Here is a 20431-nt window from a genome sequence, read left to right as displayed (position 1 = left end):
GCTTAATGGCGCACGGGCAGGTGTCGTTGCAAGTATTAATTATAATTAATTTCCATTGGGGTGCTCGTCCCAAAACGGTATGCAAGGGAGGCCGACCGCGGTCGGCTCGAAATATCGAATATGTTTGGAATATAAGTGAAACTGTTAAAACTCACCGCCGCCGTCGCTACGCTTTCCATCATGACCGGCTGCGCGTCGATCGTCGGCGACAAGGAGCAGTCGGTCACGATAAGCTCCGTACCCAGTAACGCGCAGGTCATCATCGTCGACGAGCGCAGCCAGCAAGTACACTCGGCGACGACGCCCACTACCGTGATGCTGCGTAAATCCGATGGCAGCTATTTTGGCGGTAAAACCTGTAACGTCGAAATTTCAAAAGAGGGCTACGAGAGCCGGTTCGTGCCCATCAACTCTACGCCGAACGGCTGGTACATCGGCGGTAACATTCTGTTCGGGGGGCTGATCGGCTGGCTCGTGGTCGACCCGCTCACCGGCGCCATGTACAAGCTGACGCCGGATACTCTCAACGCCACGCTGGGTGAACGGGTCACAACGCTGGACAACGGCGACTCGAAAATCTCGATCGTACTGATCGAGGAAGTGCCGTTGCAAATGTGCGATCAGATGCGCTACCTGGGCCACATTTAGCTCCGCCGTTAGCACGACAAAATCTTGGCCATTGTTGAAGCGATGCCCAGGGTTTTGTTTGATAATCGTCGACCAAAGTCCTCACCTGTGCAGCAGTCCTGCACTATGGGACTGTGCAGCTACGAAGGGGGCACTTCACTATGGCCCATTGGTTCAGGTTGACAGACGCTTTGGTTTTTTAGCGATACGTGGCGCTGACTGCTGATCAATTGGACTTGTTACAACATATTACTGCATCTCTTCTGGCTAATTTTACGCTCAAGGTCAATAGTGTTGCTGTAAACGCTAATCATTCAGAAATAATTGCGGATCAATGCTGGTCTCAAGTTAGAAGAAATTTGGTATCGTTGAGTTAGATGACGGTACCCTCGTGCCCTGCCGCACTTAATTGATTATAATCAAGAGAATGCCGGTGCTGGTTATTGCTTCCTTACTGCATAGCCAAAAGTACGTTAATTGTTTTATGCAATCAATATTTAAACTTGATCGATTCAATGGAGAAGTTGATGAGCATTAATGGTTTAAAGCCTTTTTCTGAATATAGTTTAAAAAAGACGACTACTAACTCACCAGTTGTATCTATAATAATATCTACTTATAATCGAGAAGTGTTGCTCGGTAAGTGTTTAGAGAAGCTCAAAAAATGTGATTATAATAAAAGTGATATGGAAGTCATAGTTGTAGATGATTGTTCAAGCGATCAAACTTTGAATGTTGTTAGAAAATATCAAAACGACTTCCCGAACTTTTTCGTTTGTAAAAGAAAACATAATTCTGGAGGAGCCTCGCTGCCTAGAAATAATGGTATCGAAATCGCATCCGGAAAATGGGTTTTATTTCTTGATTCTGATGATTATTTAACAAGCTACGCCATTTCCGACGCTATCAATGTTACAGAGACTGATAGCACTATTGATATGGTTTGCATGCCCTACTTCAAGGCACCAAATAGTACGCGTAAAATTTGCCGTTCGGCTTTCAGGTATCCAAGTACGGTTAAAAATCTCACATTCTTTGAAACAAATTTGATTAATTCCTTAAATTCAGTAGGGAAGTTGTTTAAAAGATCTTTGATAATTGAGCACGCAATTTATTTTCCTAAAAAAATAAGAGTTAGAGAAGATAATTTCTTTACAATGAAAATGTATAGTCTTCTGAAAAACATTGCCATATTAGGTAACCAAAAAGAATATTATTTCTGTAATGAAAAAGATGAGGTTTCATTATCAAAGAAAGGCACGCCGCCAAGAGATGCAACTAAAATATACTTATCAGCTTTCGACTTTATTGAAGCGCTAACTATAAGTGATCAACATAAAAACGATTATCTCGCTCTCTATTTGAATCGTTATACGGGTATGATCAGCAGAGGAGAGTATTCGCCTTTAAGATTTTTGAATCATACTAAAGAAAGGTTGGCTGATGTACAGAAAAGTTCCTACATATCAATCGAAGCAAAATCTTTCATAGATGATTTATTTAGTGGGAAATATGATAAATAATGGCGCGCATAGCTGTCTCGAATCGAAACATTGAGTAAGCATATAGTATAACAGTTGTCGGCTTGCATGTGATTCATCACGCGTTTAGTAAATGATGGTGTAGTGCTTTATATAAATTATATTTTTTTTCGGACAATAGTAACGCATGATTACCTGCTTAAGGTTTTCCTGAGGTAAAGCGCCGATTTATTAGTACATCGCTGTTACACTCTGCATGACTAGCGTCGAATGCGCTCGGGACGTCACGTCGTTCAGAAACTGGTGGGGAAGATCCTCGCGGTCGTGTAGGTGCCAGCGATCAACTCTCGTTTCGACTTGACACAACGACTTGAAGTGTTGGCGTTACATACACTCCTCTTTCAATGATTGAGTGAGGCGTTGCACGAATCCGGTGTCGTGGACTGCTATATGAAACTATTAGTCTTCACCGAATTCGTGTTGTGGCAACTGTTTAGCATGAGCCTATTATCGAAACGATTTCAATACGCGCCCCGCACTCTGAACGATGGATCAGCGCTTCTTCCATTGCCGTCTCCGTAGCCTTGCCCCCTTGATGATGTCCATGACCACTGCAGCCTTGTATTTCGCAGTATAGGGTAGTCGCGACTTGCTCTATCGTTTGTGGGCGCTTCAACACGATCAAACGATGCCACCGTTGGCGCGCAGCGTCTGGCCGTTGATCCAGCCGCCGGCAGGGGAGGCGAGAAACGCCACTACGCTCGAGATGTCCTCGGGCTCGGCCAGGCGCTCCAGTGGCGGCATCTTCCTGAGCCGCTCGACCAGCTCGTCGGTTTTGCCGTCGAAAAAGAGCTTCGTGGCGGTGGGGCCGGGGGCGACCGCGTTGACCGTGATCTCCCGCCCGCGAAGCTCCTTGCACAGAATCGCGCCCAGGGTCTCGACTGCCGCTTTCGTTGCCGCGTACACGCTGTAGTTCTCGAGCTTCAGGCCCACCACGCTGGTGGAAAGGTTGATGATACGCCCGCCGTTTTGCAGGCGCTTCGCCGCCTCACGCATGGTGTAAATCGAGCCTTTCAGGTTGGTGTCGATGTGGGCGTCGATCAGTTCGTCGTCACACTCGGCCAGTGGCGCGAGTTTCAATACTCCGGCGCTGTTGACCAGCACGTCGAGGCGACCGTACTGCGCTTCGAGCTCATCGAAGAGCTGGCGCACCGCGCCGGCATCGGCCACGTCTGCTTTAAATGCCCTCGCGCTACCGCCTTTTTGCTCGATCTCCTCGACCACCTTGGCCGCTTCATCGCCACTGTTTGCGTAGTTGACCGCCACAATAAAACCGTTTTCGGCCAGCTCGTGGGCGATGCTGGCGCCGATGCCGCGCGAACCGCCGGTGACTAGCGCTACTTTCTGCTCGTTCATGCTCTCTCCAAATGGGTGCGTAACGCATATCAGCATAGGCTAAATTGCGTGCAGCGCTAACGCTTGAGCCATGTAGCTCAAGGTGCGTCGGGCAGAGACTGATGTCGCGGCCGTATTGGCTCGGCGTTATACCTAAGATTCACGTGAAGCGATGGCTGAAGTGGCTCGCATCGTTACTCCGAATTGCAGCGAGGGCGAGCTTGTGAACCGACCACGCCATAGGCATTATCGAAGCACTGAATGAACAGCAACGATTCGAGGCACTGTATGGGTAAGCTCTTGTCATTGATGGGTTTAGTGGCGCTGGCCTATGCAGGGATTTATGTCTACTACGGCCACGCCGTGGAGCGCGAAGTGGAGCAGGCGCTCAGCGAACGCGGGCTTTCCAGCGTCACGGTGGAAAGCGTTGACTACGGGCTCTGGGCGCCGGTGAGCTCCTCGACCGAGATCACGCTGAACGTGACCTATCGCGGCGCTCAGGCGGCGTTGAACCTGGGCGTGGAAGGGCACCCGCTCTTTTCCGATGAAGTGGTGATCCGCCTTGATGGGCTGCAGGCGCTGCGCTTGGGACTCAATTTATAGCCGATAGGAGCGGGCATGTTTCCGGTATCGATCAAGGGTGTGCTCGCACTTCCCGGCGGCCAAGTGGTGCTGGCGCTCAACGACCGCGACGAGTGGGAGCTGCCCGGCGGGCGTATCGAGGTTGGCGAGAGCGCGCCTGAGTGCCTGGCGCGGGAGTTCAAGGAGGAGCTCGATGTCGACGTGAGGGTGGAGCCAATCCTCGACAGCTACCTGTTCGAAGTGATTCCCGGCAAACAGGTGTTCATCGTCACCTATGGCTGTACGCTTGTCGGAGAGTTCGCGCCAAAGGTGAGTGACGAGCATTCGCGTATCGCCACCTTCAACCTCGATAGGCTGCCTGCCAACCTGCCGCCTGGGTACGCGCGCTCGATCCACGCGTTCGACGCTTCACTCTCCTGATTGGAATGACCCCATGCACTACCGCCCCATGGCCCTCGATGACTACGCCGCTGCCGTGGCGCTCTGGCAGCAAACGCCGGGCGTGCGCCTGCGCGATGCGGACTCTTTCGAAGGCATCACGCGCTATTTATCGCGCAACCCGGGCTTGAGTATCGTTGCCGAACAAGGTGGAGAACTCATCGGCACGATCATGGCGGGCCACGACGGCCACCGGGGATTCATTCAGCACCTGGCGGTGGCCGAGCGCCACCGCGAGCAGGGCATCGGCACTGCGCTGGTCAATCGTTGCCTGGACGCCTTGCGCGCGGAGGGCATCGACAAGGCGCACCTGATGTTGCTGGTGGATAACGAACCCGGCAAGCGCTTCTGGCAACGCATGGGCTGGCAGTTTCGTACTGATATCGCGCTGCACTCGTTCGTACTGAGCGATAGCCCTACCGCTTGAAAGGGATGAAGCGGAGACTCAAAGCCCCTGCGCACCCCGGCGCAGCCAGCCGTGCACGAACGCGAGCTTTTGAAGCGTGACTTCGGTCAGCATGAAGGGATAAACGTCAGATAGCCCCATCGCGCGGTTGACGTGGTTCACGCCGGCGATGAGCTCGATGGCGATGTTGATCAGCCGCTCGGCGTCCGGCTCGGCGTAGGCGTCCCACTTGTGGTCGCGGGGCAGCGCCGGTGAATCCATGCCCGATGAGACGAAGCTGTCGGTGATATCGGTCAGGTGCAGAATGTGCGAGACGGTTTCCGCCCAATCCTCGTGGGGGTGGGCCGAGGCGTAGGTGGAGACGAACTCCTTGCGCCAATCCTTCGGCGGGCCTTCGTTGTAGTGGTGCTTGAGCGCCTCGCCGTAGTCGGCGCGCTCGTCGCCGAACATCTCACGAAACGCTTTCAGAAAGTCTTCACGCAGGCTCAGCCGCCACCACAGCATGTGGGCGATCTCGTGGCGCATGTGGCCGATCATCGTGCGGTAGGGCTCGTCCAGCGCTTCGCGCCGGGTGGTGACCAGCACCGGGTCCGCCTCGGCGATGCTGATTGTCACCACACCATCCACATGGCCCATCATCACCGGCTTTTTGCCTTCCGCCAGCAAATGAAACACCGGCGGGGCGCCCGGGTCTTCCGGGCGAAACCAGTTCCAGCGGCCCAGGTTGTCGATCACCCAGCGCTTGGCGACCTCGGTTTGTGCCCAGTTGGCGGTGGCGTCGGGAATGCTCAAGTCCGGCGCCATGGCAGTCATCGCGCAGGCGCGGCAAAGCGCTCCTTCTTTCGGTGCAATCCAGTTGCAGCCGATCACTTCGCGGTTGGCGCAAAACGGCGGCATGGGGATGAACGCTCGGGCTTGAGGGTCGTAGCCGACCGGCACGCCGTCGGCGGTAAGCAGGTTATCGAACCACAACGAACCAGCACCGACGGGGTTGGAGAAAACGCGCATGGGCAGGGCACTCAAAAGGCAGAAGCCTTGAGTCTAGGTGGTGCCAGGCCAAGGCGTCCAATCTCTTCTGCAGGCGTTCTCGCTGTTTTCGTCTTTCATCACGGCGGGTAGAAATCCCAACGGACGCGGGAAGCCGCCCGCTATCGGCGCGTGCTATGCTGCGCCTGCTTTTTTTCTTCAAGAATTCTTATGTCCTCGAGCCATCCCTCATGACCCACGCCGAGCCCGCGCCCTATGAAGGCCCGCATTTTACCGCCCCCGCCGGCGAGATCATCGGCTGGTATGACCGCGGCGCGATTCGCGCCACCGGCATCCGCTACGCACGCGTTGAGCGCTTCTGCCCGCCGGTGGACCAGCCGCCGTCCTCCACACCCATTGACGCCACGGCCTGGTCGCCGGCAGCGCCGCAGAATATCGAGCCCGAACTGAACCGGGCGCTAGGGGTAAGCGCGGACGAGTTCGCCGTTTGCGAAGACGCGCTGCATCTTTCGATCACGCTGCCGGAGCGTCCGGCCCAGGCGCCGCGCCCGGTTATGGTGTGGATTCACGGCGGCTCCTACGTGTTCGGCACGGCGGACTTGCCGGTATTCGATACCCGCCCGCTGGCGCTTGAAAACGATGTGATCGTGGTCGGCGTGAACTACCGGCTGGGGCTTCTGGGGTTTCTCGGCGGGGAAGGGCGCCCAGCGAATTTGGGGCTGCTCGATCTGATCTCGGCGCTGCGCTGGATTAAAGCCAATATCGAAGCCTTCGGCGGCGACCCCAACAACGTGACGCTGTTCGGCCACTCCGCCGGGGGCGATGCGGCGGCGCACCTGATGATCGCCGAAGGCGCCGAAGGGCTTTTCCAGCGCGCCATCATTCAGAGCGCGCCGCTGGGCATCAGCCGGGGGCGCGCCAAAATGAACGCTAAAATGTTCGAACAGGCCGTCAAAGCCACCCGCGATATGCCGCTGGGCGAGGTACTGACCCTGCAAACGGGAGTCGTGAAGGCTGCCCAGGGCTTTGGTCTGAAGTCCGCCATGCCGTTTGCGACCCAGTACGGTCACTACCCGCTGCCGGAGGAGAAGCAGGCTCCCGCCGCCTGGCGCCGCGCGGCAAAAAGCATCGATGTACTGATCGGGTACACCGCCGAGGAAACCGCGCTGTTTCTGGTTTTATCACCTACGCTTACGCGCCTGCGGGCAATGCCGCTGCTCGGCGCAACGCTCACCGGGGCGTTGGTGGCCGCCACCACGCGCAAGGTGTATAAACGCGATGCCCATGCCTTCGCTCGCCGCCACGCCAAAGCTGGTGGCCACGCTTTCGTTTACCGATTCGATTGGAACAAGGGGCGCGCGCCTTATGGCGCCGCGCATACGTTGGAATTACCGCTTTTGCTGGGCGAGCCGCCAAGCTGGCGTGATGCGGATATCGTCAAGGGCGTGGAGCAAGACGAGCTTCACGCGTGCGGCCAGCGCCTGCGTAAACTGTGGGCGGACTTCGCTAGAGGCGGGCGATTGCCGGAGAAGGGCCACCGCGAGCCGGGCATCGCCGAGTGGTGGCTGGTGAAATAACACTGTTCTACTCCCTTGCAGTATCGAAGGTATCATTATTAGCCAGAACTTTTTAACGTTACCTGGACGTAATAAGATAGATCAACTATCCGATTTTCTGAGTCATCGGTCATGCCTGTCATTAGCAGATTTTACGGTGTACTTATCGCCATGTATTTCAACGACCATAACCCACCGCATTTTCATGCCAAGTACGCGGGCTATGAAGCGCTGTTTGCATTCGACGGAACCATACTTGAAGGGGACTTGCCCAAAAGGGCGACAGCATTCGTAAAAGAGTGGATTTTCTTGCATGAAGCCGAGCTAGTAGAAAATTGGCGGCGTGCGAGAGCTGGTGAGCCTCTTAACGATATCGCACCGCTGGAGTGAATCATGCTTCATATTACATCTGTTAAGTACCTGACGGGTTACAAAATATGGATAGGCTTCGATGATGGCACGTCCGGAGAAGTGAACTTGGATGGTGTTTTGAGCGGCCCGATATTTGAGCCGCTAAAGGATATGGCATTTTTTAAAGAGCTAGCCGTGGATCCGGAGCTCGAAACGATCGTTTGGCCCAATGGGGCAGATTTAGCGCCAGAGTTTCTTAAAGACTTGTGTAACCAGCAACTCAAGCCAGCGTCTCCAGTTTCTTGAGCGGGTAGCTAAGCCAAAACTATTGAGAGCTCATATCGCATGGCTCGCCGCCTGAATCAAGCGAAGAGCATAAATTGCATTGCGCGCCCCCGATTGATTTCGCGGCCTGAAATTAACTCGAAAAGGGCATAACGCTTCAATCGCATTATGCCCTTTTCAATGCGAATCCGGCCCATAAACACTACTCATCGCGTTTGCCAGCATCCGCTCGCGAAGCGTCGTAATCCTGGGTGTCGTCGGCTTCAGAGCCTGGTTCACTCGTGCTCTGGGCTTCGAAACGCCGTGCCGCCTCAATGGCTTCTGGTTCGCGGTCGTGGCGAGAAACCTCCTTGGGCGCGTCCATATCGGTCACATCCACCACGCGCCAGCCGGATACGATGATGGCGTCGCCACGGTCTTCGCTGATGGGTTCTACGCGTGCAGTGCGGGTCATCGTCATTCCTCCTTGAGTGCTCGATGGGTCTTTCACTATGGCAGAGGATGGAGATTCTTGCCGTGACAACGGCCCATCGAGCGGCCCAGCGCCTAAGCGGCGGTAGGGCTGTGACGTGTTGCGCTGACGCTCTCTCGCACGGTAGCGGCGAAGCGTTCGAGCGCGGGTGTCCAGGTGTTGGGTTGCGCCGCGACGAAGTAGGTATCCACCTGGGCGATGGGGGCGGGCAGCGCCAGCGTGTGCACCTCGAAGCGGTGGCGGTGGGCCTCCACGGTGGCGCGTGGCAGCAGGGCATAGCCCATGCCCGCCGCAACGCAGCCGAGCATCGCATCCAGCGAGCCGAACTCGAAAATGCGGCTGGCGTTGATACCGTGCGAGGCGAGCAGCAGCTCGATCCGCTGGCGGTAGCTGCACCCCTGGCGAAAGGCCAAAAACGCCGAGGCGGTGAGCGTCTCGACAGAAGGCATCGACGCCATCGGCTCGGCGCCCACCAACACCAACTGCTCGTCGAAGGCTTTAAGGCCGTAATAGTGCTCGTGCTTGAACGGCCCGGCAATAAAGGCGCAGTCCAGTTGGCCGCTCAACAGTCGCTCGGTCAGCTCCGCCGTAGGGCCGGTCGTGAGATGAATATCCACCTCCGAGTATTGGGCGTGATACGTCGCCAGAATGGGTGGCAGGCGCAGGGCGGTGGTGGTTTCCATGGCGCCGATGCGCAGGCGCCCGCAGGCCTGTGCCTGGTCTTGAAAGAGCGCCACTGCTTCATCGTGGGTACTCAGCATGCGCTCGGCGTACTCGGCCAGCGCCAACCCCGCGCTGGTCGGGCGAACCTGCCCGGCGCGCTGAATGAGTTGCACGCCCAGCTCCTCCTCCAGCTTCTTGATATGCGTGGTCACATTGGACTGCACCGTGTGCAGCTTCCTGGCCGCCGCCACGAAACTGCCGCTTTCGACCACCGCCATGAACAGCCGCAGCGATTTCAACTGCATGGTTGCCTCCCCGTCGCGCCAACGCGATTAAAGATATATTGGCCTCCATGGTATCTCAAAAAGAGATAGAGGTGATCAAAACCAATCGTTTCCATAAAACGCGTATCAAGGCGTAGGCTTGGGTTCGCCACGCGTCGTTTTCCTGGCGCAGTGGCATGAAAAGGATAGAAACCGATGAGACGCCACTCCCTTTCCCCTGACTTACCTGCGCTTTTGACCGGCATCATGGCAACTCTTGCGGGCATTGGCATCGCGCGTTTTGCCTACACGCCGCTGCTGCCCGCCATCGTCGAAAGCGGCTGGTTCAGCGCAAGCCAGGGCGCGTACCTGGGCGCTGCCAACCTGTTGGGCTACTTCATTGGCGCGCTTTCGGCCCACGGGCTCAGCGAGCGCTATTCGCCGCGCCGGGTCATGGCTGCGTGTTTTATCGCCATCGTGCTCAGCTTTTGGTTGTGCGCCTGGGAAAGCGGCTTTGGCTGGTTTTTTTTCTGGCGGCTGGTGTCCGGCATCGCCGGGGCGGTTTTGATGGTGGTGGGGCCCTCGCTGGCGCTCACCGCCACACCGCCGGAACGTCGCGCTCATGTGGGCGCTATGGTCTTTACCGGCATTGGTTTGGGGGCGCTGTTATCCGCTTTCGTCGTGCCGCTTCTGCTGGAACTAAGCCTTGCGGCCACATGGGGCGCATTAGGGCTTTTATGCCTGGCCGCTGGGCTTATAGGTACCCGCGAGGCCGCGCATCTGAGCACACCCCATGCCGCCGTGGCAGGCGGAAGCGAAAGCTCGCCCCATACGGCCGCTGTGAGTATCGCCGTGATACTGCTCATGGCAGCCTACGCGCTGGATGCGGTGGGCTTCGTTCCCCATACGGTGTTCTGGGTGGATTACCTGGCCCGCGAGAATGCCTTGGGCAGCCGGGCGGCGTCGGTTCAGTGGGGTATCTTCGGCGTGGGTGCGCTGTGCGGGCCATTCATTGTACGGGTACTGGCCCAGCGCATCGGCTGGCATTGGGGCCTGGTCGTGGCCTTCGTCGCCAAAGCCGTAGCGGTGGCGCTGCCGGTCTACTCGCTCTCCCTTATCAGCCAGTCACTTTCTTCTTTTCTGGTGGGGGCGATGATTCCCGGCATCGTCGCGCTCACCTCCGGCCGCTTGGCCGAGATGGTCGGCCCCGTGGCCCACAAAAAGCGCTGGGGGCAAGCCACCGCCGCCTTCGCCGCCGCCCAGGCGGCAGCGGGCTACGCCATGTCAGCGCTCTATACCGCTTTGGGCACCTACACGCCGCTTTTTGCCATTAGTAGCGCGATGCTCGTGGCCGGTGTCGTGTTCGTCTTGCTTAGCCACCGCGCCGAAAACGCTCACTAACGACAGGAGAGACACAATGCACCTCTACCTCAACGCCACCTCGCCCTACGCCCGCTTGGTGCGCATCGTGCTGCTGGAAAAAGGCCTGGTGGAGGCCGTCAAGCTCCACTGGTGCGACCCCTGGGCCGACGACCCGGAGCTTTTAGAAGCCAACCCCGCCGGGCGTATCCCCGCGCTGATCACCACTGAGGGCACCACGCTCAGCGAATCCCTGTTGATCGCACTCTACCTGGACCACGCCTACCCACAACGCCCCCTATTCCCTGCCGACCGCCTGGCAGAGGTATTACACTTGGCAGGACTCGGCCAGAACCTGATGGACGCCGCGTTCAACAGCGTGATCGCAAGAAAGCACCGCGGCGACGAAGCGGACAGCAGCGTATTAGGAAAACGCCGCCACCGCGCCATAAAACGAATCCTGGAGCAGCTAAACTGCGAACTGGGCAACTCCCCCACGAACGACACCCTCTCCCTCGGCGACATCGCCACTGCCGGCGCGCTGGACTATCTCGCCTTCAGGCTACCGGAGGTCGCGTGGGAAGAGGCCTATCCTGGGCTTGCGGCTTGGCATGGTTGGGTAATTGGGTGGACGAGCTTTCGGGAGACGGCGTTTGTTTAGTGAGTGTTCGCCCGAACTAAAAGGGGTTGATTTTTATGAGTTACCTGGTTGTCAATAAGCATAGTTTTAGCCTAATATAGTAAAGCTAAATTTGCATGAAGTAAATGTTTGCTTTTAATGTGCTTTAAGTAATATAAAAATATTGTGCGATTTTATTTTTTATCTATTGAATTTATAATTAAAAAGGATGGTGTAATGAAAGGGTTTTTAACGGTTGTATGTTTTTTTATATGCTTTAGCTCTTCATCTTCAGCACAGATATCTGGTCCTGGATATATGCAGCACCCAGCATGCCATGGGCGCGACAATAATTTATGCGACACTCTCGGTCTTATGATTAATGCGAAGGGTATGGGGTGCTATAGAGTAATCGAAGTGAATTATCTATCTCACGACTCTTATAATGCAAAATGTGAGCTGGCTTCTTATAACAGGAGTGAAATAGAATATGTTATTCAGTTTTCTGAGAGCAGGCGGCAATATACTGTTACTCCCCAATAAATAAAATTCCTCTGAGGTAAAAAAGTGAATAAAATTATACCTGCATTGATAGTTGGTGCAATGATGTACTCGCAAATTTCTCCAGCAAATGAAGATGAGTATATCGATAATATAACTGCTGTAGCATGTGATTTTGAGCATTTGCCATTAATTTTGATGATAAATAGGGATGGCATGGGTGGCTCAAAAAATACATTGCAAATTGGTAGTTCTAGGCCTGTTCCTTTAAACATTGGATCCAGCATGATGTCGGCAAGTTTTCAGGGCCAAGAGTATTTTTTCTCTCTAAGAATGCCTACAAGCGTTACTGTAGATTCAGCAGGATGAGATCCTGTTACTTACCATGGTGATTGCGTTTCTTATCTGCTTCCACCTAATTGAGTCTAGTCTTATAAATAGCTGGATTTTTCGATATTTTCTGATGGTTTTTTGTTTATCAATTTTTTTTTGATTTTTATAGATGTATACTTTTTCTTATGAAAGCGTTTTTTTAAGATAAGGTGTTACGCTAATGTAATCAGGAGCTAGTGTGATTGTTGGTGAGATAAAGTGTGCAGATGATATGGCATTTTTAGCTAGTGAATCTGTGAAGCAAGTAAGGGTTAATAAGCAGTATCGTGATCTTATAAGTGCAATTCTTATGGCGAATCACATAGCAGATTGGCACTACATAAAAGACCTTGGACTTGGAGAAAAAGGTTTTGGAAAACAAGAAAGAGAAAAAATGAAGCAAGCCTATCCTGAATGGGATATTTTAAGAAAACTTGCGAATGGTACAAAACATTGTAAGTTACAAGCTAGCAAAAAAGAACTAAAGTGGGAGGATTTTGATTTTTGGAATAGCCCCGGTCATGTGGGTGAAGACTGGCTTGACTGGTTTGTTGATTTTGATGATCGTCCGCGTTCGGTTATTGTTTTGATAGAAAGTTTCTTGAAGAAATTTTCTGATAAATCGTCACGCCCAGCTAAATAAAATATAAAGATTCCCATGTTATAGGAATTAATTGTCTCTGGAAAAACCGCTAACCCTCAGCACCTCTCTCACCACCGCTTCCCCCAACACCCCGCGTTTGGCTTCCACCACGGTGAGCCATTCGCGCGCACGAGTGATGCCGGTATAGACCAGCTCGCGGGTCAAAATCGGGTTGAGCGTGGCGGGTAGCAGCAGGGCGGTGTGGACGAACTCGGAGCCCTGGGATTTGTGCACGGTCATGGCGAATACGGTTTCCACCGCGTGCAGGCGTGAAGGCAGTACCCAGCGGATGGGCTTTGCCGGGTCGCTGGTGGGAAAGGCGACGCGTAAAAGCGACTGGCCGGGCGCGCGCGGGTCGGGTACGGCGAGGGTGATGCCGATGTCGCCGTTCATCAGTTTTAGCGCGTAGTCGTTCTGGGTGACCAGTACCGGGCGGCCCTCGTACCAGCCTTTTTCGAGCGTCACATCGTTGGCGGTAAGCCAGCCTTCGCGGCGCAGGGTGTGAGCAATGCGCGGATTCAAGCCTTCCACGCCCCAAGGGCCCTTGCGCAGCGCGCACAGAAGCTGAAAGCGCCCGTAAGCGGTCAGCACCTGGCCGGCCCAGGTATCGAACGCGTGCGGGTCGGTCTCGAAGGAGGCGCCTTCCGGGCGCTGGGTGTTGAGCACGTTCAAATAGTGGCGGTAGCCGGTGGGCGGGGCCACGGGCTTGCCCTTGTGGTCGGTGCGGCCTTCGCCGTTTTGAGGAAAGCCCGCGGAGCTTCCGTTGAGGACGAGCTCGTCCAGCGTGGTGTCCTTCTGGCCGCTCAGCACGCGGTGCTGCACATCCGGGTAGCCCTGGCGCAGCAGCTGGTTGACTGCCTGCTGTTTATTGCGGTTGCTCATGGCGTGGCCGGGCTGGTTGATCGCTTGGGCGAGCTGGCCGATGCCGCTTTGCTCATCGAAGCGGTGGCTGACCCGCAGCATGGTGATTGCCTGGTCCAGCGGCTCGCCGTGGTCATCGGTGAACTGAGCGGGTATCGCTTGGCCGGTAGCGGCTTCGAGCCACTGTGCGGTGGCCGGAGTGTAGTGGGCGGCGTCGGCGCGGCGGCACAGCTCGCCGAGTACCGCACCGGCCTCGACCGAGGCGAGCTGGTCCTTGTCGCCCAACAGCACCAGCTGGGCGTTCGAGGGTAGGGCGCCAAGCACCGCGGTCATCATTTCGATATCCACCATCGAGGCTTCGTCGATTACCAGTACGTCGAGCGCCAACGGGTTGTTCGGGCCGTGGCGGAAGTGGCGGGTGTCGGGGCGGGCGCCCAATAGCCGGTGGAGGGTGGTGACCTCGGTAGGGATCGAGGCTTGGAGCGTTGGGGTGGCTTGATCGTCGCGAGCTGAAGCTCCCTCCCACGGGGTTTTCTGCTGCCACGACGTTTCCTGCTTCCCTTGGGCTTCCTGCTTACCCGAGGCATCCTGCTGCCAAAGTGATGCGAGCTCATGGAAGGGGAGCCGGTTGACCTGGCCGGCGATGGACTCGTTAAGGCGGGCGGCGGCCTTGCCGGTGGGGGCGGCCAGTCGGATGCGTAGCGCCGGCTCGCCGCTTGCCATCTGCAGGGTTTGCAGCAGCGCGAGCAGGCGCACCACGGTGGTGGTCTTGCCGGTGCCGGGGCCGCCGGTGATCACGGCGAAGCGGCGGCGGGCGGCCAGCGCACAGGCGGTTTTTTGCCAGTCCAGGGTTTGGGTGCTGGGGAAGAGAGTGTTCAGGGCCCGGGGGAGCAGGTTGGTTGCTGTGGCGTGATCGGGATGACTGGCGTCATCCATCGCCCAGTGAACTGGGCTCCTACACGTATTAGCCAGTTCGGAGACATCTCCGTTTGCGGTGAGGCGGGTGGCGATTTCTTGCTGCAGGGTGCGCTCGAACTGCCAGTAGCGGCGCAGGTATAGCCGCGTGGCGCTTGCGACCAGCGGGGTGTTGCCGGGACCAGTGCTTGCCAGCAGCGGGTGATCGAGCGCGGCCTGCCACTCGGCAAGTGTGAGGGTTTCGAGCAGCGCGCTTGGCAGGATGGGCGGCTCGATCAGGTCGTCGCCTTCCGGTGGCAGCGAAAGCGCGAAATCTGGAGCGGCCAGGGTGGCGGCCAGCTCCAGGCAGACATGCCCACGGCCGAGCTGGTGGCTGGCAAGCGCCGCCGCCAATAGCAAAAGCGCCGGGGCGTCCGGTGCCTCGTTCAGCAGAAAGCGTGCCAGCGCCCGGTCCAGGTCGCGCAGCCAGCCGCGCGCCACCCAGCGCTCGAGCAGATCGAGCAGCGCCTGAGGCTCAAAAAGCGCCGGGTGGGGTGTGGCGGGCTCACTGGCCGGCGGCGCGTCGAAAAGATCGAAGGTCTGCGTGTCCTTACGGCTCATGCGGTGGCCTCCTGCGGGGCGCCGGTGAACAGGGTGTCCAGCGCCTCGATCAGCGCGACCGGGGCGGGCTCGGCGTAAACGCCGCGGCCCTGGCTGCGGCTGCCGCGCAGAAACACGGTGAGCGAGCCGCCCAGGTGGTGGTGCGGGTCGTAATCCGCCAGGCGCGCTTTTAACAGCCGGTGAAGAGCGAGCAGGTAGAGTGCGGCCTGCAGGTCGTAGCGTTTTTCCAGCAGCGCTTGGCGCAGCGTCTCCTGCTCGTAGGCGGCGTCGGTCGGGCCCAGGTAGTTGGACTTCCAATCCAGCACGTAAAAACGGCCGTCGTGCTCGAACGCCAAGTCGATGAACCCCTTCAACATGCCGTTGAGCGTGTCGCGGTCCAGTGCCGGGCGGGCGTGGCCAGGTAGAAGGTGCTGGCTCACCAGCGCGTCGATCCGGCGGGTGTCGACCGCTTTGGCGGCGAGCCAGAACTCGAGCTCCACCTGGTAGTCACCTAGCTTGGTCAGCGCCACGCTTTGCGCACCGCCCAGCGGCAGGGGCGTGACTAAAAGCGCCTTCAACCAGCCGGAAAGCGGCGCTTGCCATGCCTGCCAGCCGCGAAGCTGCACCCGGCGCCAGAGCATGTCCTCGAAGGCCTCGTTATTTTCCAGCGCGGCGGCAAAGCCGGTGCGGCCCGCCCATTCCAGAAGCCCGTGCAGAAAGGTGCCCGGCCCCGGCCCGCGGGGAAACTTGTGCAGGTGAAAGGCCTGGGGCTCGGCCAGGTCCTGGGGCTCGTCGAGCACCTCGAACGCGGTGGCTTCCTGGGCAGTGGTGGGCTCGAGCGGCGTGCTCGAAGGCGCGGTGAGCGTGCCGGAAAGGCGCAGCGCCGAGTAGCTGGCGATCCACCAGTGCTCGCGGGCCGGGCGCTTGGGCACGCGGGCGTGGCCCAGGGTTTCGCTGCTCGCCGTCGGCGTCAGCCGCCGCGCGGTGGGCGCTGGCGGCTCGGTGACGCGGATGTCGCTACCTTTCGCCAACGCCTCCAGCGCCGATGAAAGCGCGGCGGGGGCGATGGGCTGGCCCGCGTTCAACAGATACCCCATAGCGCTTGCCTCGGCCTCCTTCAGCGGCGCCAGGCCAAGCCAGGTGGCGTGGCGGGCGCGGGTCAACGCCACGTAGAGTTTGCGCAAATCCTCGCCCAGGCGTTCGCGGTCGGCCTTCGCCAACACGTTCTCGTCGGCGTTGAGGCCAAGGCGCAGCTGGCCGTCATCATCGTGCCAGCGCAGCGGCAGGTCATCGGCCTTCACCGGGCGGTGGTTCTGAATGAAGGGTAGAAACACCAGCGGATACTCGAGCCCCTTGGACTTGTGAATGGTGACCACCTTGACCAGCGCCGCGTCGCTCTCCAGGCGCAGCTTGTGGCTGTCGTTTTGGCTATCCGGGTCGGCGATCGCCTCCATCAGAAAGCGGATCAGCGCGTGCTCCCCGTCGAGCTCCTGGCTTGCCTGTTGGAGAAGCTCGCCCAGGTGGAGAAGATCGGTGAGCAGCCGCTCGCCGTCCTCGAACTCGGCCAGAAGTCGGGCGGGAATCTCGAAGTCCGCCATCAATTTGCGCACCAGCGGAAGCACGCCCTGGCGCTGCCAAAGCCGGTGGTAGTGGCCGAACTGCACCACCCGTGCCTCCCAGGCCAGTTCGTCTTGCTGAAGGCGATCGAGCTCGGCCAGACTCAGGCCCAGCGCCGGGGTGGCGAGAGCTGCGCGCAGGTGCGCCTCGGCCTGGCGCGAGCTTGCCAAAGGCTCGGCACAGGCCTGCAGCCAGCGCGCGATCTGACCGGCCATCGGCGAGCTGAACACCCGGTCGTTGTCCGAGAGATACACGCTCTTGACCCCGCGCGCGCCCAAGGACAGGCGAATCGCGCGGGCCTCGCTCACCCCATTGACCAGCACCGCCATGTCGGAAGGTTTCAGCGGCGTGAGCCCTTGCTCGTTTTCGAAGCCGCTTTCGCCTTTTTGACCCGCCTCCAGCAGCTCGGCCATGTAAGAGGCACAGCGCTCGGCCATTTCGCTCTGGTAGGCGGTTTTGGAAAGCGGCTCGTCGCTTGAAAGCGGCCAGAGCGTCATCGCGGCGAGCGCCGCGCCTTCGTGCACCAGGCGCTCCTTACGCCCGCGAGCGTCGACCGGTAGAAACGGCAGCGGATTGTCGCCGTGCTCATCGCGAAACAGAAACGCGCCGCGCGGGTGCTCGTCGGCGTAGCGAAAGCAGTGGTTGACCGCCTCGGCCATCGCCCGGGTCGAGCGGAAGTTGGTCGAAAGCGTGACGTGGCGCCCGGTGGTGTCGGTGCGGGCCTGCAGGTAGGTGAAGATGTCCGCGCCGCGAAAGGCGTAGATCGCCTGCTTGGGGTCGCCGATCAGCAGAATCGCGCTGTCCCGCGTTGGGGTGGCCACCTGGTAGATCGCATCGAAAATGCGGTACTGCACCGGGTCGGTGTCCTGGAACTCGTCGATCAGCGCCACCGGAAACTGGCGGCGGATTTGGGCGGCCAGCGCTTCGCGGTTGGGGCCCTGAAGAGCTCGGTCCAGGTGGGTCAAAAGCTCGGTCGGGCCCATTTCGGCGCGGCGCTGCTGCTCGCGCTCGAGGCGCACCTTGCACCACTGCACGGCGTGCGTCAGCAGGTCCGCGCGCGGGTCGGGCAGCGCGTCGAGATTGGGCTCTAGCGCAGCGAGCGCTTCCCACACCTCGGGGCAGGGCGGCTCGCCGGTTGTCCAGATCTCGGCCATGCCCTTGGGCGTCATGCGTTTCCAGGCGGCGTCGGTAAGTACCGGGCGCTCCAGGTCGCTTTCGCACCACTCCCTGAGTGCCCCAAGCCAGTTGGCGCGGCTTCTGGCGTTGAAGCTCTGCCCCTTGAACGCCTTGGCGCTGGCCGCCTCCTCGAGCGCGGGGACCAGCGCATCCAGCCACTCGGGCCAGGGCGCTTTCAGCGCGGTAAGCGCTCTGGTTTTCTCCGCCTGGGTGGCAGCCAGCACCTCGCGCGGCGGCGGGCGGGTATCGCCAAGTGCGTCGCTTTCGCCCAGCAGCCGGGTCACTTGGTCGTGCAGGGCATCCGGGGACTCCCAGTAGCGGCTGATATGGCTCAAGGCCTCCACATCGAGTGGGTAATAGAAGGTACGCCAGTAGTCGCGCACGACCTCCAGGGTGAGCTCGCGCTGGTCGTTCTCCAGGTTCAGCGAAAACAGGCTACCGCTGTCGAAAGCGTGTTCGCGCAGCATGCGGTAGCACCAGCTGTGAATGGTCGACACCGCCGCTTCGTCCATCCACTCCGCGGCCAATTCAAGCCGCCGCGCGCAGGCGGGCCAGGCAGCTTCATCGTACTGGGCGCGAAGCGCGCATAGCAGGTCGTCGTCAAGTGCGCCGCGAAACACCGCCGCCGCTTCCACCAGCCGCGCGCGAATCCGCTCGCGAAGCTCTTGGGTTGCGGCGTTGGTGAAGGTGACCACCAGAATCTCCGGCGGGGTGAGCGGGCGAAGGTAAGCGGTGTCGTCCTCACGGGAGTGGCCGCCTAGCACCAGGCGTACGTACAACAGCGCAATGGTGAAGGTTTTGCCGGTGCCGGCACTCGCCTCAATCAAACGGCTACCGTGCAGGGGCAGGCGCAGGGGGTCGAGCGGGGCGGGTGGGCTCATGGGGTCTCCGGGCGCGGTAATCAAAAGCGCCCAGGGCGCTGGCCTGGCACTATATCGCGACGGCCTGGGGGGATCAAAACCCGGTGGAAAGGGCAGCGGGCTGTATGATCACAGCGTCACCTGCTAATCTTGTGCGCCTGACGTACCGCCGCGGCGAAACGCCGCGCGCGAGGTAACGGGTTCACGCCGACGATGAGACACCATGCTGACATCGCTTCTCGATAACGATTTTTACAAGATCACGATGCAGAACGCCGTGATCAAACGCTTTCCCTACGCCCACGCGCACTATGCGTTCATCAACCGGGGGGAGCATCGCTTTCCAGAAGGGTTCGGCGCGGCACTGCGTCAGGAAGTGGATAAGATGGCATCGCTCGCCTTGAGCGAGGAAGAGAAGCGCTATCTGGAAACCACCTGCCCGTACCTGGACCCCACCTATCTCGACTTTCTTGCCGGCTTTCGCTACGACCCGTCGGAAGTCATCGTCGAGCAGCAGGGCAGCGAGCTTTCCGTGGTCATCGAAGGCCCCTGGTACCGCACTATACTGTGGGAAGTGCCGCTGATGTCGCTGATCAGCGAGCTCTGGTACCAGCTTCGCGGCGAACACGCCCCGGACAACACCGCCGAGCTGATCGAAGAGCGCACCCGCGAGAAGATCGAGCACTACCGCGATCTGGGGCTCAAGATCGCCGAATTCGGCACCCGCCGGCGCTTCTCTTTCGCGGTGCACGACCGCGTGGTGGGCGCGCTGCGCCACTACGGCGGCGAAGCCTTCACCGGCACCAGCAACGTCTATCTGGCCATGCGCCACGGGGTGAAGCCGATCGGTACTCACGCCCACGAGTGGTTCATGTTCCACGGCGCGCGCTTTGGCTTCAAGATGGCCAATAGCCTGGCACTCGAGCACTGGGTGGACGTCTACCGCGGCGATCTTGGCATCGCGCTGACCGACACCTTCACCTCGCGGGCGTTCTTCGAGAGCTTCGACAAGAAGTTCGCCAAGCTCTTCGACGGCGTGCGCCACGACAGCGGCGACCCGGTGGATTTCGCCAAAGCGACCATCGAGCACTACAAGCGCCTGGGCGTGAACCCCCAGACCAAGTCGATCATCTTCTCCGACGCCCTGACCCCGGAGCGCGTCGAGCGCATTCAGGCGTTCTGCCAGGGGCGTATCGGTACCGCCTTCGGCATCGGTACCAACTTCACCAACGATGTGGGCGTAGAGCCGATGAACATGGTGATCAAGATGGTCAAGGCGCGCCCGGAAGGCCAGGGGTGGTTGCCGGTGATCAAACTTTCGGATGTACCGGACAAGCACACCGGCGAGCCGGAAATGATTGCGCTTGCCAAGCGGATTCTGGCGCTAAGCCGCCCGCCGGAGGCGTGAGACGGCCCTTGCGCC

The 20431-nt window shown here is 58.7% G+C and carries 19 protein-coding genes; 13 read left to right on the top strand and 6 right to left on the bottom strand.

Annotated features, from left to right (window positions below; translation table 11 throughout):
- Positions 1–135 precede the first annotated feature (135 nt).
- On the top strand, positions 136–648 hold the full coding sequence (locus tag ACGK9R_RS07740) for a hypothetical protein (protein WP_394579936.1): 513 nt from the start codon (positions 136–138) through the stop codon (positions 646–648).
- 506 nt (positions 649–1154) lie between these two features.
- Positions 1155–2150, top strand: coding sequence for a glycosyltransferase family 2 protein (locus tag ACGK9R_RS07735; protein ID WP_394579934.1), 996 nt, complete (start codon positions 1155–1157; stop codon positions 2148–2150).
- Positions 2151–2789: 639 nt separating this feature from the next.
- Here ACGK9R_RS07735 and ACGK9R_RS07730 read toward each other — a convergent pair.
- Positions 2790–3524, bottom strand: coding sequence for an SDR family oxidoreductase (locus ACGK9R_RS07730; protein WP_394579932.1), 735 nt, complete (start codon positions 3522–3524; stop codon positions 2790–2792).
- Between the two features lie 240 nt (positions 3525–3764).
- On the opposite strand from ACGK9R_RS07730, the gene ACGK9R_RS07725 reads away from it, so the two are divergent.
- The 3 genes from ACGK9R_RS07725 to ACGK9R_RS07715 are packed head-to-tail and all read left to right on the top strand — an operon-like array spanning position 3765 to position 4950.
- Positions 3765–4106 carry a hypothetical protein gene (locus ACGK9R_RS07725; RefSeq protein ID WP_394579930.1) on the top strand — a complete coding sequence of 114 codons (342 nt, stop codon included), beginning with the start codon at positions 3765–3767 and terminating at the stop codon, positions 4104–4106.
- A 15-nt stretch (positions 4107–4121) separates the two neighbouring features.
- Positions 4122–4505, top strand: coding sequence for an NUDIX domain-containing protein (locus tag ACGK9R_RS07720; protein WP_394579928.1), 384 nt, complete (start codon positions 4122–4124; stop codon positions 4503–4505).
- A gap of 13 nt (positions 4506–4518) precedes the next feature.
- Positions 4519–4950, top strand: a complete 432-nt coding sequence (locus tag ACGK9R_RS07715) for a GNAT family N-acetyltransferase (protein WP_394579926.1) — start codon at positions 4519–4521, stop codon at positions 4948–4950.
- Between the two features lie 18 nt (positions 4951–4968).
- Here the strand turns inward: ACGK9R_RS07715 and ACGK9R_RS07710 are convergent, their stop codons facing one another.
- Positions 4969–5937: a putative zinc-binding metallopeptidase gene (locus ACGK9R_RS07710; protein ID WP_394580552.1), complete on the bottom strand. Its 969-nt coding sequence runs from the start codon at positions 5935–5937 to the stop codon at positions 4969–4971.
- Between the two features lie 209 nt (positions 5938–6146).
- On the opposite strand from ACGK9R_RS07710, the gene ACGK9R_RS07705 reads away from it, so the two are divergent.
- The 3 genes from ACGK9R_RS07705 to ACGK9R_RS07695 all read left to right on the top strand — a co-directional run bounded on the left by ACGK9R_RS07705 (position 6147) and on the right by ACGK9R_RS07695 (position 8129).
- Positions 6147–7493 (top strand): carboxylesterase family protein, encoded by a 1347-nt coding sequence (locus ACGK9R_RS07705; RefSeq protein ID WP_394579924.1) that lies wholly within the window; start codon positions 6147–6149, stop codon positions 7491–7493.
- A gap of 111 nt (positions 7494–7604) precedes the next feature.
- Entirely contained in the window at positions 7605–7862 is a 258-nt protein-coding gene (locus ACGK9R_RS07700; protein ID WP_394579923.1) for a DUF4160 domain-containing protein, read from the top strand.
- 3 nt (positions 7863–7865) lie between these two features.
- The gene (locus ACGK9R_RS07695) at positions 7866–8129 is read left to right on the top strand and encodes a DUF2442 domain-containing protein (protein ID WP_394579921.1); all 264 of its coding nucleotides are present in this window, start codon (positions 7866–7868) and stop codon (positions 8127–8129) included.
- A gap of 181 nt (positions 8130–8310) precedes the next feature.
- On the opposite strand, the gene ACGK9R_RS07690 is transcribed toward ACGK9R_RS07695, so the two are convergent.
- Positions 8311–8562 (bottom strand): hypothetical protein, encoded by a 252-nt coding sequence (locus ACGK9R_RS07690; RefSeq protein WP_394579919.1) that lies wholly within the window; start codon positions 8560–8562, stop codon positions 8311–8313.
- Positions 8563–8654: 92 nt separating this feature from the next.
- Positions 8655–9548 carry a LysR family transcriptional regulator gene (locus tag ACGK9R_RS07685; RefSeq protein ID WP_394579918.1) on the bottom strand — a complete coding sequence of 298 codons (894 nt, stop codon included), beginning with the start codon at positions 9546–9548 and terminating at the stop codon, positions 8655–8657.
- 174 nt (positions 9549–9722) lie between these two features.
- Here ACGK9R_RS07685 and ACGK9R_RS07680 point away from each other — a divergent pair, with 174 nt between their 5' ends.
- The 4 genes from ACGK9R_RS07680 to ACGK9R_RS07665 all read left to right on the top strand — a co-directional run bounded on the left by ACGK9R_RS07680 (position 9723) and on the right by ACGK9R_RS07665 (position 13000).
- Entirely contained in the window at positions 9723–10907 is a 1185-nt protein-coding gene (locus ACGK9R_RS07680) for a YbfB/YjiJ family MFS transporter (RefSeq protein WP_394579916.1), read from the top strand.
- 16 nt (positions 10908–10923) lie between these two features.
- Complete coding sequence (locus ACGK9R_RS07675) at positions 10924–11526, top strand: glutathione S-transferase family protein (RefSeq protein ID WP_394579914.1); 603 nt, start codon at positions 10924–10926, stop codon at positions 11524–11526.
- A gap of 525 nt (positions 11527–12051) precedes the next feature.
- The gene (locus ACGK9R_RS07670) at positions 12052–12354 is read left to right on the top strand and encodes a hypothetical protein (protein ID WP_394579913.1); all 303 of its coding nucleotides are present in this window, start codon (positions 12052–12054) and stop codon (positions 12352–12354) included.
- 202 nt (positions 12355–12556) lie between these two features.
- Positions 12557–13000 carry a hypothetical protein gene (locus ACGK9R_RS07665; RefSeq protein ID WP_394579911.1) on the top strand — a complete coding sequence of 148 codons (444 nt, stop codon included), beginning with the start codon at positions 12557–12559 and terminating at the stop codon, positions 12998–13000.
- 27 nt (positions 13001–13027) lie between these two features.
- Here ACGK9R_RS07665 and recD read toward each other — a convergent pair whose 3' ends face one another.
- Together recD and recB are read right to left on the bottom strand one after the other, a co-directional pair.
- Positions 13028–15376, bottom strand: a complete 2349-nt coding sequence (gene recD / locus ACGK9R_RS07660; RefSeq protein ID WP_394579909.1) for an exodeoxyribonuclease V subunit alpha — start codon at positions 15374–15376, stop codon at positions 13028–13030.
- The gene (gene recB, locus ACGK9R_RS07655; protein ID WP_394579906.1) at positions 15373–19029 is read right to left on the bottom strand and encodes an exodeoxyribonuclease V subunit beta; all 3657 of its coding nucleotides are present in this window, start codon (positions 19027–19029) and stop codon (positions 15373–15375) included. Before recB ends, recD begins: the two co-directional genes overlap by 4 nt.
- Positions 19030–19231: 202 nt before the next feature.
- Here recB and pncB point away from each other — a divergent pair, with 202 nt between their 5' ends.
- Positions 19232–20416: a nicotinate phosphoribosyltransferase gene (pncB, locus tag ACGK9R_RS07650; RefSeq protein ID WP_394579904.1), complete on the top strand. Its 1185-nt coding sequence runs from the start codon at positions 19232–19234 to the stop codon at positions 20414–20416.
- The last annotated feature ends 15 nt before the right edge of the window (positions 20417–20431 follow it).

The sequence above is a fragment of the Halomonas sp. HNIBRBA4712 genome, assembly GCF_043558675.1.
Taxonomy (GTDB): Bacteria; Pseudomonadota; Gammaproteobacteria; order Pseudomonadales; family Halomonadaceae; genus Vreelandella.
Note: the sequence above shows the minus strand (reverse complement) of the source record. Positions and strands in the feature narration are given on the sequence as shown.

What these genes read in the sequence shown, in the direction of transcription:
- ACGK9R_RS07735 (WP_394579934.1), top strand. Translation starts at nt 1,155, where the DNA reads ATGAGCATTAATGGTTTAAAGCCTTTTTCTGAATATAGTTTAAAAAAG.
- ACGK9R_RS07730 (WP_394579932.1), bottom strand. Translation starts at nt 3,524, where the DNA reads ATGAACGAGCAGAAAGTAGCGCTAGTCACCGGCGGTTCGCGCGGCATC.
- ACGK9R_RS07725 (WP_394579930.1), top strand. Translation starts at nt 3,765, where the DNA reads ATGAACAGCAACGATTCGAGGCACTGTATGGGTAAGCTCTTGTCATTG.
- ACGK9R_RS07720 (WP_394579928.1), top strand. Translation starts at nt 4,122, where the DNA reads ATGTTTCCGGTATCGATCAAGGGTGTGCTCGCACTTCCCGGCGGCCAA.
- ACGK9R_RS07715 (WP_394579926.1), top strand. Translation starts at nt 4,519, where the DNA reads ATGCACTACCGCCCCATGGCCCTCGATGACTACGCCGCTGCCGTGGCG.
- ACGK9R_RS07710 (WP_394580552.1), bottom strand. Translation starts at nt 5,937, where the DNA reads ATGCGCGTTTTCTCCAACCCCGTCGGTGCTGGTTCGTTGTGGTTCGAT.
- ACGK9R_RS07705 (WP_394579924.1), top strand. Translation starts at nt 6,147, where the DNA reads ATGACCCACGCCGAGCCCGCGCCCTATGAAGGCCCGCATTTTACCGCC.
- ACGK9R_RS07700 (WP_394579923.1), top strand. Translation starts at nt 7,605, where the DNA reads ATGCCTGTCATTAGCAGATTTTACGGTGTACTTATCGCCATGTATTTC.
- ACGK9R_RS07695 (WP_394579921.1), top strand. Translation starts at nt 7,866, where the DNA reads ATGCTTCATATTACATCTGTTAAGTACCTGACGGGTTACAAAATATGG.
- ACGK9R_RS07690 (WP_394579919.1), bottom strand. Translation starts at nt 8,562, where the DNA reads ATGACCCGCACTGCACGCGTAGAACCCATCAGCGAAGACCGTGGCGAC.
- ACGK9R_RS07685 (WP_394579918.1), bottom strand. Translation starts at nt 9,548, where the DNA reads ATGCAGTTGAAATCGCTGCGGCTGTTCATGGCGGTGGTCGAAAGCGGC.
- ACGK9R_RS07680 (WP_394579916.1), top strand. Translation starts at nt 9,723, where the DNA reads ATGAGACGCCACTCCCTTTCCCCTGACTTACCTGCGCTTTTGACCGGC.
- ACGK9R_RS07675 (WP_394579914.1), top strand. Translation starts at nt 10,924, where the DNA reads ATGCACCTCTACCTCAACGCCACCTCGCCCTACGCCCGCTTGGTGCGC.
- recD (WP_394579909.1), bottom strand. Translation starts at nt 15,376, where the DNA reads ATGAGCCGTAAGGACACGCAGACCTTCGATCTTTTCGACGCGCCGCCG.
- recB (WP_394579906.1), bottom strand. Translation starts at nt 19,029, where the DNA reads ATGAGCCCACCCGCCCCGCTCGACCCCCTGCGCCTGCCCCTGCACGGT.
- pncB (WP_394579904.1), top strand. Translation starts at nt 19,232, where the DNA reads ATGCTGACATCGCTTCTCGATAACGATTTTTACAAGATCACGATGCAG.